Annotated in this window: 13 protein-coding genes and 1 tRNA gene; 7 read left to right on the plus strand and 7 right to left on the minus strand. The window is 37.3% G+C overall.

What is annotated here, in order from left to right:
* The first annotated feature begins 52 nt into the window (after positions 1-52).
* The 7 genes from DKM50_08030 to DKM50_08060 all read left to right on the plus strand — a co-directional run bounded on the left by DKM50_08030 (position 53) and on the right by DKM50_08060 (position 7,895).
* The gene (locus DKM50_08030; protein PZM79643.1) at positions 53-517 is read left to right on the plus strand and encodes a hypothetical protein; all 465 of its coding nucleotides are present in this window, start codon (positions 53-55) and stop codon (positions 515-517) included.
* The gene (locus DKM50_08035; GenBank protein ID PZM79644.1) at positions 504-1,175 is read left to right on the plus strand and encodes a hypothetical protein; all 672 of its coding nucleotides are present in this window, start codon (positions 504-506) and stop codon (positions 1,173-1,175) included. Before DKM50_08030 ends, DKM50_08035 begins: the two co-directional genes overlap by 14 nt.
* Positions 1,133-2,008 (plus strand): NAD(+) kinase, encoded by an 876-nt coding sequence (locus DKM50_08040; protein PZM79645.1) that lies wholly within the window; start codon positions 1,133-1,135, stop codon positions 2,006-2,008. The genes DKM50_08035 and DKM50_08040 overlap by 43 nt, the downstream gene beginning before the upstream one ends.
* Positions 1,987-3,702, plus strand: coding sequence for a DNA repair protein RecN (gene recN, locus DKM50_08045; GenBank protein ID PZM79646.1), 1,716 nt, complete (start codon positions 1,987-1,989; stop codon positions 3,700-3,702). The genes DKM50_08040 and recN overlap by 22 nt, the downstream gene beginning before the upstream one ends.
* Before the next feature lie 4 nt (positions 3,703-3,706).
* A complete protein-coding gene (locus tag DKM50_08050; protein ID PZM79647.1) occupies positions 3,707-4,678 on the plus strand; it encodes a serine/threonine protein kinase in 972 nt (323 codons plus the stop codon).
* Positions 4,679-4,901: 223 nt separating this feature from the next.
* Entirely contained in the window at positions 4,902-5,654 is a 753-nt protein-coding gene (locus tag DKM50_08055) for a hypothetical protein (GenBank protein ID PZM79648.1), read from the plus strand.
* Positions 5,655-7,895 (plus strand): hypothetical protein, encoded by a 2,241-nt coding sequence (locus DKM50_08060; protein ID PZM79649.1) that lies wholly within the window; start codon positions 5,655-5,657, stop codon positions 7,893-7,895.
* Positions 7,896-8,067: 172 nt separating this feature from the next.
* Here DKM50_08060 and DKM50_08065 read toward each other — a convergent pair.
* The 7 genes from DKM50_08065 to DKM50_08095 all read right to left on the minus strand — a co-directional run bounded on the left by DKM50_08065 (position 8,068) and on the right by DKM50_08095 (position 15,343).
* Positions 8,068-8,142 (minus strand) — tRNA-Glu (locus DKM50_08065).
* Positions 8,143-8,193: 51 nt separating this feature from the next.
* Complete coding sequence (locus DKM50_08070; protein PZM79650.1) at positions 8,194-9,195, minus strand: class II fructose-1,6-bisphosphate aldolase; 1,002 nt, start codon at positions 9,193-9,195, stop codon at positions 8,194-8,196.
* A 147-nt stretch (positions 9,196-9,342) separates the two neighbouring features.
* On the minus strand, positions 9,343-10,098 hold the full coding sequence (locus DKM50_08075; protein PZM79651.1) for a triose-phosphate isomerase: 756 nt from the start codon (positions 10,096-10,098) through the stop codon (positions 9,343-9,345).
* 33 nt (positions 10,099-10,131) lie between these two features.
* Positions 10,132-12,150: a hypothetical protein gene (locus DKM50_08080; GenBank protein PZM79652.1), complete on the minus strand. Its 2,019-nt coding sequence runs from the start codon at positions 12,148-12,150 to the stop codon at positions 10,132-10,134.
* A 135-nt stretch (positions 12,151-12,285) separates the two neighbouring features.
* Positions 12,286-13,941 carry a chaperonin GroEL gene (gene groL, locus DKM50_08085; GenBank protein ID PZM79653.1) on the minus strand — a complete coding sequence of 552 codons (1,656 nt, stop codon included), beginning with the start codon at positions 13,939-13,941 and terminating at the stop codon, positions 12,286-12,288.
* Between the two features lie 42 nt (positions 13,942-13,983).
* Positions 13,984-14,265, minus strand: a complete 282-nt coding sequence (locus DKM50_08090; protein ID PZM79654.1) for a co-chaperone GroES — start codon at positions 14,263-14,265, stop codon at positions 13,984-13,986.
* 490 nt (positions 14,266-14,755) lie between these two features.
* Complete coding sequence (locus tag DKM50_08095; protein ID PZM79655.1) at positions 14,756-15,343, minus strand: hypothetical protein; 588 nt, start codon at positions 15,341-15,343, stop codon at positions 14,756-14,758.
* Positions 15,344-15,432 lie beyond the last annotated feature (89 nt).

A 15,432-nucleotide genomic window follows, 5' to 3' on the forward strand; every position in this document is an offset into this window, starting at 1 on the left:
GCGCTGTTCAAGCTGCCAGGCAACGGAGTTTAATATCGCTAGGATACTAATCATGGATAAGCTTTCGATCAATATCAATTTAACTATATTAATAATACTTTGTACTGTCATAGTATGTATTATCTACGTCACTGCCAAACTAAGGTCATTAATTCGGTCACACAAATTTTCCCGGCAGAAAATATTATCGCAAAAAGCAGAGATTGCCGGAGCACAGTTGTTACAGGATAAAGGCTTTGAAGTGGTAGAATATCAGTCTGCCAAAAATATATCTATACATGTAAACAATACTGAACATTCATACCGGATTTGCGCAGATTTCCTCGTCCAGAAAGATGAGTACCGGTTTGTTGCTGAGATTAAGAACGGTCTGCAAAATGCAGACATCAGCAATATTCAAACACGCAGGCAATTGCTAGAGTACTATCTTGCTTATGATGTTGATGGTATACTGCTCGTTGATATGCTTAACAGAAATATTAGTTTGATCCAATTTGATTTCGATGCAGATTCTTAACCGTATATATTCATTATTTATAGGTTCAAGGATCATGCTATATACAGCATGTATACAGACCATCGATTGCATTTACGTACTACTCATAAAACCCAAATTTGTCATATACAAAACACTCAGCCTGATTATTGCAATTTTCACCATTCCTTTACTTTGGAGCAAAGAGAAAGATATTGAGACAAACCCTGCATTCACGTACGGTTCAACGCCGGTTTTTTCAGCGTATAATATCCTTAAACAAGCTGGTGCCAAATCCGGCATGACATTCCTTGACCTTGGATCCGGACGGGGAAATCTGGTATTCGTCGCAGCATTAGGGTTTGAAATGAACAGTATCGGGATCGAGATTCAGAATCGGCATTATCGCATATCAAAATTCATTTATAATCTTATGAAAAATTCTAAAGTTACCCTATTAAAGGAAAACTTTCTTACAAGCAAACTTCCAAATGCTGATATAATATTCATTTCAAATACCTGTTTTCCATCTTTTACGGAAATTCTCTTGACAAAAAAATTAGAAAACTTAAAAATAGATACGATACTATTATCAATGTCGGCACCATTACTATCAGAGAAAATTAAGACACAAGCAGTCAGAACATATCTCTTTTCATGGGGAAAAGGTACAGTTTATTTTCAAAGGATAGTCTCATGAATACGATAGCCATATTTTTTAACAACCAGAAAGAAAAAGCTACACAGGCAGCTGAAACGCTTCAAACATGGCTTGAAGAAAATAACTACAAATATATTATTGAAAACGTTACAGCAACAAGCGATAATCGCATAAAAAAAGCAGACTTGATTATATCCCTTGGTGGTGACGGTACTACACTAAGGGCAGCTAGACTTAGCAGTCAGTACAACATCCCGATATTGGGAGTTTCCCTGGGCACATTAGGATTCTTAGCTGAAGTAAGTGTTGATAAGCTCACTGAGGCGATTACCAACATTGCAAATGATAATTACACGATAGATGAGAGATCCATGCTCGTTCTCAAAATATTAGAAAACGGAAAAGAAATCGAGAACGCTTTTGCGCTAAACGAAGTCGTCGTAACTTCTACCCGGACAAGGATGGTCATGCTGGATGTATTCGTCTCAAACAATTATGTTACCTCCTATTCCGCAGATGGATTAATTATCTCAACACCGACAGGGTCAACTGCCTATAACTTGTCTGCGGGAGGGCCAATTCTTTCTCCAAAGCTGGACGCAACTATTATTACGCCTATCTGCGCTCATTCCCTTAATCTAAGATCACTAGTTGTATCTGGGAATGATGAGGTTATAATAAGACCTAGCAACCCTTACCATTTTAGTTCTGCATTAGTCTCACTCGATGGGCAAAAAGATATTAATTTGACGGAATGCAACTATTTATCGATAAAAAAAGCCAAGAAGACCGTCAAATTTATTAGATTTGCTGATTTTTGCTTTTTTGAAGCATTACGATCAAAACTTAAATGGAGCGGCAAAGCACATTAATGCTACAACAATTAATAATTAATAACTATAAGCTTATCGACTCACTCCATATTGATTTCAATAATGGGTTAACCATCCTCACCGGAGAAACAGGTGCCGGAAAATCGATCCTGCTCGATGCAATCAAACTAATACTTGGCGACAGAGGCTCTCCAAGTTTAATTAAGAACAACGAAAGCCCGCTAATTGTTGAAGCACAGTTTTCCACAATTAATAAAGAGGTCATCACTCTACTGGGAACTTATGATATTGAAACAGAAAATAACGAGCTGCATATTTACAGAAAAATCGACAAAGATGGAAAAAATGTTATCCGCATCAACGGACTCCCGGTCAATGTTAAAATACTCAAAGAAATCGGGGAGAACCTTATCGATTTATGCAGTCAGCACCAGCACCAATCATTGTTCTCAAAAAGTAACCATAAGCTTATCCTTGATAACTTCGGAGGACATGAAATCGCATCCCTCAAAGCAGCAGTGGAACAAGAACGCACGCAATATATAATACTAAAAAACAAATACAATGATCTTAACAATAACCTTCAAAATATCGAAAAAGAAAAAGGGTTCATAACCTATCAGATCAACGAAATCGAAGAAGCCGGTCTAAAACCGGATGAAGAAAATTACCTTATTTTAGAAAAGCAGAAACTTGAAAATGCAACCACTCTCTCACAGGAAAGTTCACAAGCCTTAAAAAAACTTTCCGATACAGATGAGTATATAAGAAAATCATTGAGTCACCTTGTAACCTTATCCAAAATTGATGAGAATATAACTTCGGCAAAAAGCCTCTTAGAAACTGCAGTATATTCTATTGAAGAAGTAATCAGAGATCTCAGTGATTATAACGAAAAAATAGAGTACTCTCCAGAAGCACTCATTGAAATCGATGACCGGCTGTTTCTCATTAATAAACTTAAAAGAAAGTACGGTCCTCTATTTTCTGATGTTATGAATACCTACAATCAATTAAAAAGTGATTACGAAAAGTTTACGCTCCCTGAAAACGACCTTGATTACCTGGTTGCCGAACTTAGCAAATTAGAAGCGTCCCTGGCAAAACATGCAACAGAACTCTCCACACAACGAAAAAAGGTTGCAGTCGATATTGAGAAGCTAATTACCCACGAATTAGATAATCTCATGCTCCAGCATTCGACATTTTCTGTTTCTATAATGCACCAGGATGATGAAGACGGTATCAATGTTGGAAGCAGAAAAACAAAACTCTATCCTGATGGAATCGATGATATCGAATTTCTCTTTAGCGCTAACCCCGGGACTCCGCCAGGAGAATTAAAAGACATCGTTTCAGGTGGGGAGCTATCAAGAGTAATGCTTGCTTTAAAAACTATTTTCATTAAATCAGGTACAACACCAACAATAATCTTTGATGAAATTGATACTGGCGTTTCAGGGAACGCAGCAGCTAAAATAGCCCAGAAAATAAAAGAACTATCACGTAATTTCCAAGTCATTTGTGTCACTCATTTAGCAATTATCGCAGCTCAGGGCAATACGCATATATTAGTAAATAAGCTCATCGAAAAAGATCATACAGTTGTAACAACTGAAGTCCTTGAGGAGAAAAACCGGGAAGAAGAAATCGCCAGGCTCCTTGGCGGCACACAATTATCGATTACCTTCAAACACGCACAGGAATTACTAAAAAGCGTAGAAAACTACTAATCCCATGAAAAGCATCTGGAATAATTTGTCTGAAGAAAACATCCTCAATACCGTAGAAGCATTAACTTCCATCCCATTGAACAACTTATGCCTCCAACGAAATAGCTACATAAATCGGGTCTATGAGCTGGAAAAACAAGATCCCAGGGAAAGGCTCATCGTAAAATTTTATAGACCTAATCGATGGACAAAGACTATGATCCTCGAAGAACATAGGTTTGTACAAGAACTTGCGATCAAGGATATTCCGGTCATTCCGCCCTTGATAATCGAAGATAAGACTCTTTTTTCATTTAATAACATTCCGTTTACTATTTTCCCAAAAAAAGGTGGAAGAGCACTGGACGAGCTCGACGATGAAACCTGGATCGCACTCGGAAGACTGATTGCACGCATCCATGTTAGCGGGGCCCAACACAAAAAATCAACTCGTATTACCTGGCGACCATCTGAAGCTACCCAACGCCATCTGGCAATATTACTAGCCCATCCCCATATTCCTGAAGATTTTGTTAATCCGCTAAAAACGATGACAGAATTGTTTATTAAAAAAGCCGATCCGTTATTCAACAAACAAGATTTCATTCTTCTGCATGGAGATTGCCACAAAGGGAATCTTATCCATAGACCAGGAGAAGGAACTTATATTCTTGATTTCGATGATATGTGTTTTGGCCCTCCGATACAGGATCTATGGATGCTCCTCTCAGGACCAATAGAACATGCTCGTCAAGAATTCAATTTAATCTTAGAAGGATATGAAATGTTTCGCGCTTTTCCTTATCAATCCGTTAAAATTGTTCCTTCTCTCCGGGCTATGAGAATCATCCACTTTGCCTCCTGGTGTGCAATCCAAAGCAGCGATCCTGACTTTAATCACCACTTCCCGGAATGGGGTACCCCGAGATATTGGAATGGACTCATAAGAGATCTGCAATCCATAGTGTATTCTGATCTAGAGCAACCAAACATTTAACCCGGATAGCCTTCTATTAATTCCCTGTGTAATCATAATGCACATCTGCTTTCTTTTCATTCAATCAACCTGTTAAGGTACTTTTTGAGTAATCATGATCACATGTTTACCAGACCTGATTTCCGGGTATACTCTGACTAACCTAATAAATACGATTGATTATTACAATAAAATGAAAAAAAAGTTAATACCTTCACATATTAGACAAGAGATGGAGAAATCTATGTCATATTGCTTGACCCCCCATTCCCGTATCAATAACAGAGGCAAATCCGGCACCGAAGAAATGCACATACCACTTTTTGACGTTAACGGATTTGAAAGGGACTTGCCCAGGCTGTATCTTAAATCAACTTCACTTGATGAACTGATAAACAATTTCCAGCTTTTTTATGATACCTATTTCTATCCGGCATCACTGATCAGTCTGGTCCTGATAGATGACCATAATCAACCCGCACAGGTGTTTAATGCCAAAACTTTTACAGACCGTTCAAGGGATCTTGAAGACTGGCAGCTCGATAATCCAAGCAGTATTGCCAGCCATGCCATTTTTCATACAGACCCGGGGACCATTTATAATTTTATTGATGCCAGCAGTGAACGCGTCAATGGTTTTTTTCAAATTCCAGCTGATTTTTTCTCAAAAACCGCCTCTAGAATAGTGGATATTGGCTCAATGCTTAAAAATTGCACCGTCAGATATTCGGATATGCCGAGCATAACTGACTACAACCTGCTTCGTAAGGAAATGTCTGAGTTTATAGACACCCAGGTTTGTTCTGCAATTATAGCTTCTCTTTGGAATGACAAAAAACTTTATGGTGGAATTCTAATAGGCACTGACATTTACCACCTATATACCAGGCAAAAATCCGCCATATTGGGTCCAGAACACCTTATGTTCCTACAGCTGACTTTACAGCACCTTGCAATTTCTCTCGCTAACATCAAAAGTTTGAGTAGGGGAAAATAAATGCAGTTAGAACAAAAAATTATAGCAACAAAAGATAACGTAAACTTTAAAATGTCTGCGGCAGTATATTTTGCAATGGCTACCGGGCACCCTAATCAAATAATGGAACTGATGCTCCCAAAAGAATTTAGCCCGTCAAATATCAAAAACTACCAGAACTCGATTAATAACAACGAGCTGCCCTATATTGTATCCAATGCAAAGAACATAAATGTAATTGCTTTGGATATGGATTTTATGGGCAAGGCAAACCATATTGATGCAATAGGCGCTGAAAAAGTTAAATACAATATTTTGGAAGGTCTTCATAATAAATTCGGCGGGTCTATAATGTTTGCCCAGACCAGTGCCAAGTTCTACGCAATCGTCAGTCTGGATAAACTTCCAGAGCATATCAAGGCTCAGATAACACTATCAGCCGACATTAATAAGGTTATAACACAAGGTGTTAATGAAGTTTTAGGTAACAAAACCGTATTTAATTATTCAGATAAAGAAGGCCGTAACAAAAACATGGCTAATGAGCTTCAAATCCCATTACTTGAGCTTAATCATGCCGCGGTCAGCACACCGGAACAAGGCAAAAATCCAATTGAATTTCTTGATAAATTGATGAAAGAAGCCAAACTTAGCCAACAGGGTGCAAAAACAGTTAACATTAAAGTCCAACCTCAAGATATCAACTCATTCACAGAACCTTACCGTATTGACCTAAGAGTTAAACACAACATTGCTGAACATTTGGAGACGTTTAAAGAAGCACTGCAAAATGCAGAACAAATGTTACCAACGGAATTTGAACAAAAAAAATATGAAGGGTTTACTAACGATACAAGAGAAGTTCTTCGTAATTATAACCTTTCTAAATGGACTCAGTTCAAATTCAACAACGACGAAACATTAGTTTATAACAAACAAGCAGTAATTAAGCTTTTAGACACCCTTAACGCTCTTACCCAGACTAAACTTAAAGATGCTTTAACAATGGAGCAATTAACTCCAGACCAAAAAAAAGATATCATGAATGATCTCAAAAAAGTTGATGGGACCGAACTTAGCTCAGCAGCAAAAACTGTCTTGGGCAAATATACCTATATGATCACAGCAGACGGAGCTGCCATAGGCGCACAGAATTATTCACTGGGCTGGAACAATACTGACAAATTGAATTACACCTTGGTATGCCAACAAATGAATGAAAGGCTGAAAACACTGGGATTTGAAAAAGTAATTGTTGCTGTCACCGGTGGAGATGAATTCTGCTTCCTGGGAATATCAAAAGAGATTCAATCTCCCGAAACCAGAAAAAAAATGGAGCTGGAACTAGCGAGAGTCTACGGAGAAGTACTTTCCAATATTAAATCTTCCATGATAACGGTTACAAAGGAGGATATTGTCCATTCACTACACCCAAACACCGCTATAGCAAATAAGATGTGGGAAATTAATTGCGAATATGCAAAAAAATATGCACAAAGACACAATATCCCTCTTTCAGATCTGCTCCATGACAATTCTATCACTATGAATTCCGGCGCATTCCCAATTCCATATAATAAATGCTACATAAATACCGATGCTTTTAATAGTAATGATCATGGGAAAGAGCTGTTAGGAATTTTACAAAAATACGGTCTGGTACCGGAAAACCCCACCGGTATTTATGAATTAAAGGTTAATTTATCCAAAGAAGAAGTTCCGACGGAATTATTGGACCTATTATTAGCTACAGGTATTATTCGTGTCCGTCAAGGAGTTGACGGATCAGCGTCAGTGAACGGGGAAAACCCAGAGGGATTTGGAACCGCACAGCGTCTAGCCGATGGCGATAATTATACCCAGATAGCCAAAGCCAGAGGACGAAGTGTTTTGCGGCAGGATATAGAAAATGCTATCGACAATAAAAAAGCCACATTAGATTATATAATCAGCACATATTTCAAGCCTACAGCAAACAGCGATATTATCCTGATCAAAGATCGCAATCATGGCAATACAATTAATAGTATTATCAATGATGATAAACTAAAAGGGATGATAACTAAAAGCCAATTAGATAAACTGGTTCAATCATTAAGGAAATCATCAAGTATTATCACCCAGCAGGAATTAAATGCATCAGAAAGCAATAACGGCAGTACTGAACATGATAAACAGGGAATGACTCCAAATAGCATCCCGAACCTTCAAGCTATCCTCTCAAAATATCGGGACTACTTCAAACTGAGCTTCAATGGATAAAATAAACACACAGATTATGCACGTTCTAACATAAAAATCTTTTCATAGTCATCAGGATTTTTCTGAGCTTGTTCAAGGGCTTACACGCAACTTGTTCTATGATGGCGCAAACCTCAGCCATGATTGGGCTGAGGTCGTTTCTATACTGCTTAAAATTGGTGAAAGTGGTGACTGGTACTCCCACGGGGAATCGAACCCCGATTACCGGCTTGAAAAGCCGATGTCCTAACCGTTAGACGATGGGAGCATTAAGGACGAGTATTATATTATCATATCAACAAAAAACTGACAATACTTTTTATGCTCTTCCTGCACTTCCAAGTACATTGGTATTTTTAGCTACAATTAATTTTCTAAGTTCATCCCTTGCAGGTCCAAGATATTTCCTAGGATCGAACTCTTTTGGGTTTGTAGCAAAAACTTCTCGTATTTTTGCAGTAACAACAAGTCTTCCATCGCTATCAATATTAATCTTACAAACTGCAGAGGTCGCTGCCTTCCTTAACTGTTCCTCAGGAATACCGACAGCAGCTTCAAGGTTTCCACCAAATTTGTTAATCATGTCAACATATGCGGGAACGACAGAGCTTGCTCCATGTAATACTATTGGAAAACCTGGAATTCTTTTCTCGATTTCTTCTAAGATATCAAAACGAAGTGGAGGTGGAACGAGTATCCCTTCCGCATTTCGAGTGCACTGTTCAGGCTTGAACTTGTAAGCTCCATGAGAAGTACCGATGGAAATAGCAAGAGAATCAACTCCAGTACGTTTTACGAAGTCTTCTACTTCTGATGGCTGAGTATATATTGACTGCGCAGCAACAACATCATCCTCGATACCGGAAAGCACCCCTAGTTCACCTTCTACAGTTACATCATGAGAATGAGCATATTCCACTACTTTCTTGGTTAATGCAACATTCTCTTCGTATGAATGATGAGAACCATCGATCATTACTGAGGAAAAACCGCTATCAATACAGGATTTACATAACTCAAAGGTATCCCCATGATCTAAATGCAAAGCAACAGGAATATTGGACCCTATTTCTTTTGCCATCTCGACCGAACCCATCGCCATATATCGAAGCAGGGTTTCATTTGCGTATTTCCTTGCACCGCTCGAAACCTGCATAATAACCGGAGACTTAGAATCAACACAACCCATAATTATGGCTTGGAGTTGTTCCATATTGTTGAAGTTGTATGCAGGAATTGCATATTTCCCTTCCATAGCCTTTTTGAACATATCTTTTGTATTAACTAGTCCTAATTCTTTGTAACTTACACTCTTCCCCATATCATTCTCCTTTATAGATTAAATTGTTAACAACCAGTATAATTAACTATCTTATAGAAATCATATTCTTAGTGTTAACCTTAATAATTATTAACGAAATTATTCAAACTAATATTACCTTATTCCAGCTACCATTGGCAATATACGTTATTTTGCACCATTTATTATTCCAACAAAATCTTCAACCTTGAGGCTTGCTCCGCCAACAAGAGCGCCATCAATATCTGGCAATGAAAGAAGCCCTTCAGCATTATCAGGTTTTACGCTTCCCCCATATTGTATGATTACTCCATCTGCGATTTCAGCATTATACATGGACTTAATTTTTGATCGGATATAAGCATGAGTTTCCTGAGCCTGCTCATTAGTCGCAACTTTACCAGTACCAATAGCCCAGACCGGTTCATAGGCAATAACAATTTTTTTCATATCATCCGCACTTATATCGGCTAATCCACCGGTTAACTGTGTATCAAGAACAGTAAATGTTTTATTGTTTTCTCGCTCTTCCAATGTCTCGCCAATACATACTATCGGTTTCAACCCTTTTTTCAGCGCCTGTTTTAGTCTCAGGTTCACGGTCTCATCAGTTTCGCCAAAGTATTGTCGTCGTTCACTGTGTCCAATGATTACAAATTCGACACCGGAAGATAACAACATATCAGCAGAAATCTCACCAGTGAATGCACCGGAATCTTTCCAATAAAGGTTTTGCGCCCCTAATTTAAGCGCAGATCCGGAAACCGCCTTCTTTGCAGATTCCAGACATACAAACGTTGGACAAATAACGATATCACAATTTTCAGTTCCAGTTAGCTTTCCTTTAATACCGTTAATAAGTTCGACGGCCTCATCAATCGTCTTATTCATCTTCCAATTACCTGCTATCATAATTTTTCTCATAGTTATCCCTTCCTTTTAAATATTTATTATTATTTATCCAAATAATGGAGAAATTATCAAAGAAAAAACAAACATTACTTTAATAAGCACATCAATAGATGGCGCGATGGCATCTTTAATCGGTGTACCCAACATACTTGCTATCGTAGAAGATTGGTATGTAGGAGTTCCGACACCGCCAAAATTGCCTGCTTCAATATACTTTTTAACGTTATAGAGCAATCCGCCTGTATTCGTAAAAATGATCACAAGAAGCAACCCGGATACTAACGATCCCAACAGAAACACAAAAAGCATAGCTTTACCATAGACTAACCCAATGACCAAGGGAAACAACAAGGAAAACGCAGAAGGAGCAAAAGTATAGACTTGAGCTTTCCTTAAAACGTTCTTTACAAGACTCTTTATATCGGGAGTTGTCTTATTCTCCATTAAATACGGTATATTTTTTAATTGACCGTATGATTGCTGATATGCCTTGATCGAAGTAGCATTAATTCCTTTTATTATAAAGTATGCAAACAAGTATGGAACGAGTGCGCCGATTATTACAAATACGGCAACATAATCATATCTCATTGAAAAAGAATCTTTTAATTGTAATCCCAAAACCAACAGAATTATAAGTGATGATAAGAAGGATATAATAGAAGAATACCCCAGGCTGACACTATGTGTTGTATCACCAAAACTATCCAGCTTATTGTATTCCCTTACGAGCTCATTAGAGGACTGTCCCATTGAATTCAAAACTTTAGCGTTGTTAATTATAGCTGAATAGACATGCCCTGCAATAATGGTCCCCACAATTGACAGCATCCCGACCCCGGACAAACCGATTGCAAAAGTACCTCCAACCATATTAGCCAGATAGATAACGATCCCTATAGATATGATCGGAATAAACATACTTTTCATTCCAACACGAAACCCGCCTAGAATTGTGTTAACCGGACTATATTGTGATTTTTCTGCAATATCTTTAACCGGTGCATTAGCACTTGAACCATAATATTCAGAGACAATACTAACTATTATTGCACCGATTAAACCCAGAATAACCGACCAGAACACGGAGTACTGATTATTAATTGATATCTTAGTAAGTATTTGCAGCGGGTACATATAATTAACAAGAAAAACCGTTGCCGCGGTTATAATTATAGTTAAATACATTCCCCAGATTATTTTCTGCAGCGGTGTATATGAAAACTGCACAAGACTAAAAGCTATGCCCAAAATTACAGCAAGAATCCCAACACCAAAAAGAATAAATGGGTAATTGATTAACTGTTGAGAAAGAGGCTTCGAAATCTGTTTAAGGGTCGAAAACTGATTAATGACCATTATCGTACCGATAAGAGAAAAAAGATAAGACATTATCATCGATGATATCCGACCACCAACAGAAACAGTACATACCGAGACTCGTTCACCCCAAACAGAAGGATTTCGTTCGTCATTTTCTTTTAATTTATCTGACTCTTTTTTTACAATTTGCGATCCGATTTCAAAGGCTTTTGAAAAAATCCCACCATTGATTTGAGAAAAAACTGCGACCAGACTGCTGCCTAACGCGTAGTGTACCAGGAAGTCTACACCGAAAACACTATAAATGAACAAAACGCCTAGAAAACTTAAGCAAACAGACATAATGCCAACAGTTGCAGCCCCCATGAAAGCTTGATTGAAAATAGTTTTTCCAACCTGCTGCATAATCATTTTTTTCTGTGTGTTTAAAGTAATAAATGTAGCTAAATATATAACAAGAGCAGTAATAATGATACCAGCAATAAAAGCAAACGGAACTTGCCAGGAAATGCTATTATAAAAGCCATAGTAAATGCTTGTGAGTAGCAGAGCAAAAAAAATGCAATAATAGGAAAAAGAATAAACTTGCCAGGTATGGTAAACATTTATTCCGTCTCTTATTAATTCTATTTTATTTAAGAGTGAAACATTTCGTGAATAAGGTTTTGTGCTTGAGAAATAAAAGTAAGCAGCGACAGCCAAACCAATCAGACAACAAGTAAGTGAAAAAATAATTACCATTTATTCCTCCAATTTGTGGAACAGTAAAACTTATAACATATGAACTAAATTACCGTCAAGAATAAAGAAAAAACCACTCACAAAGAAAATCCCCACCCGAAGGTGGGGATTATTAAAATTAATCAGGGGGATGCTTTACATCATACCGCCCATTCCACCCATGCCACCTGGCATGCCGCCCATTCCAGCTTCACCCATAGATGACTTTTCATCTGGTTTTTCAGCTATTAACACTTCAGTCGTTAATAACATAGCAGCAATACTTGCAGCATTTTGAAGAGCAGAACGTGTAACCTTCACAGGATCCACAATTCCAACGCTCTCCATATCGACATACTCAAATGTTTGAGCATTAAAACCGATTCCAGGCTTTTCATTTTTGAGTCTTTCTATAACGACAGATCCTTCATAACCTGCGTTATTTACAATCTGCTTCAAAGGAGCTTCTAGTGATTTTCTAACGATTGAAGCACCGATCTTTTCATCACCTGTTAAGGTTTCTTCAAGCTTTTCAATCGCAGGGATCACATTCACAAGAGTTACACCGCCTCCAGGAACAATACCTTCTTCAACAGCAGCTCTTGTTGCTGATAAAGCATCTTCGATTCTGTGTTTCTTCTCTTTAAGTTCTGTTTCAGTTGCTGCCCCTGCTTTAATAACTGCAACACCGCCAGCTAATTTAGCAAGTCTTTCCTGAAGCTTTTCTTTATCATAATCGGAATCAGATAGCTGTATTTCATTTTTAATCTGAGCGATTCTCTTTTGCAATTCATCTTTCGAACCGGCCCCTTCTACGATTGTGGTTAACTCTTTAGTAATTTTTACTTTTTTTGCTCTGCCTAAGCTTTGAAGTTCTACGCTTTCAAGGGTAAGCCCTTTATCTTCAGTGACCACGATTCCTCCGGTAAGAATTGCAAGGTCCTCAAGCATTTCTTTCCTTCTATCGCCAAATCCTGGAGCTTTTACTGCAACACAGTTAATTGTTCCGCGTAGTTTATTAACAACGATAGTTGCTAAAGCTTCGCCTTCAACATCTTCTGCAATTATTAGCAAAGGTGCTCCGGTTTGAACAACTTTTTCAAGAACTGGAAGAAGATCTTTGATATTCGAAATCTTCTTGTCAGTGAGTAGAATTAAAGCATTATCAAGAATTGCTTCCATTCTGTCTCTATCGGTAATCATGTAAGGAGATGCATATCCTTTGTCAAATTGCATACCTTCAACGATTTCAAGTGAAGTCTCAATACCTTTTGATTCTTCTACAGTGATAACCCCGTCTTTTCCAACTTTGTCCATTGCATCAGCAATGAGTTTACCGATGGTTTCGTCATTGTTAGCTGATATTGCAGCTACCTGAGCAATTGATTCTTTGCTTTCCACTTGTTTTGCTACTTTTTTGATCTCTTTGACTGCTTCTTCTACAGCTTTTTCTATTCCTTTTTTAATTGCCATTGGATGAGCGCCCGATACAACATATTTAAGTCCCTGTTTGAATATTGCCTGACCTAAAATTGTAGCAGTTGTTGTTCCATCTCCGGCAACATCATTAGTTTTTGAAGCTACTTCTTTAAGTAGTTGAGCTCCCATGTTTTCAAACGGATCTTCGAGTTCTATCTCTTTCGCGATAGTTACTCCGTCATTCGTTATTGTTGGTGAACCCCATTTTTTTTCGATAACAACATTGTGGCCACGTGGCCCAAGTGTGATTTTTACAGCATCAGCAACTTTACTGACACCAGCTTCTAAAGCACGCCATGCATTTTCATCAAATATTATTTGTTTTGCTGCCATTACTATCTACCCTCCTTGAGATTTTCTTTTTGGTATAAACAATTATTTCTTAGCTAAAATATCTCTTTCATTCAAAACTATATAATCCTTACCTTCGATAACAACTTCAGTCCCGCCGTATTTTGCATAAAGTACAACGTCCCCTTCAGCTACATCAACCGGTATTCTTTGGCCTTCATCAGTTACTCTACCTGGTCCGACTGCTACTACTTTGCCTTCTTGCGGCTTCTCTTTAGCGCTATCAGGAAGTACAATACCTCCTTTTGTTATTTTCTCTGCTTCTACTGGTTGAATAACAACTCTATCTCCTAAAGGTTTAATCATAAAAACATTCCCTCCTTTCAAAATTATGAATACAAACTTGATCCACTATCTTTAGCACTCTCACAATTAGAGTGCTAACAGGAAATAATACTACAATGAACTAGCCTTTTCATCAATAGGCAATTTTTAAATTTATAGGAACATACAGGATATTTACTCCGAAGACGAATATTTATCAATAAATATGTCAAATTTATCTCTCTATTTCTTTGTTATTCTCTTATATTCTTAAAACTATATTTTATAAAAAGACAAAATTATCCCTTAATTACCATGAAACACCTTAACTACCCTTTTAGAAAAAAAATTAAATAATATCAAATAAATTAAATCTTAGACACATCTATGGAAAAGCTTATCAGATAACAACGAAAGTTATTAATCCGATTATCTTTTGGGATCTTTTTGTTGGTAGTAACATACAAAAAAACATGGCTCTCGAAAAAAGAAACCATGTTTAAATAAAGTATATTATAAAGGGAAATATTTCTTAAGCGACACTATTATTGGAGTCAGAGTTTTCATCGCCTTCAGGAGATAATCCTAATGCTTGATTAAGAATTTTGCTGAGCTCACGAGCCATAACTTTTGGAACTTTAATAGTAAAAAACTCTTCGGCTTCGCTTTTTGCTTCATCTTTTAGCCAATGATTTTTTTCTGACATATATTTAAAGGCAGACTTATTAACTTTTCTTGCTACTTTCCCTGTGCTTTTCGATATGGCTTTTCTCATATCTTCAATTATGTCTTTCTCGTTTTTAATTATTTCTTCGCTATTATCAACCATTTCAGAGGTATCAACATCACTTGCAATGCTATCCTCTTCAACTTTATTTTTTTTGTCAGATTCTTTTTTCAGTATAGTACCGACTTCTACTGCAGATGCAATTAGCAAGCCTTGGGTTGATTCCATTTCCGGCACGTTTTTTATAGTTGAGTTATTGAGTAAGGTCTTATCGTCTAAAATAGCCCCCTCAGCTTGAGGTAAATCTTTTTCCAGTAACTGATCGTTTTTTTTATTGAATCTATCATAATTATTATAATTAACACCAAAAGAATTCATAGGACCTGTCTGCATAATAATCCTCCTCAATTTAAAAACTCCCGATAGTAGTATTGTTCCATCAATAAGCTGATTCTAAACATATTGTTTTCTTATTGAAAAAA

The sequence above is a fragment of the Candidatus Margulisiibacteriota bacterium genome (genome assembly GCA_003242895.1).
GTDB lineage: Bacteria > Margulisbacteria > Riflemargulisbacteria > GWF2-39-127 > GWF2-39-127 > GWF2-39-127.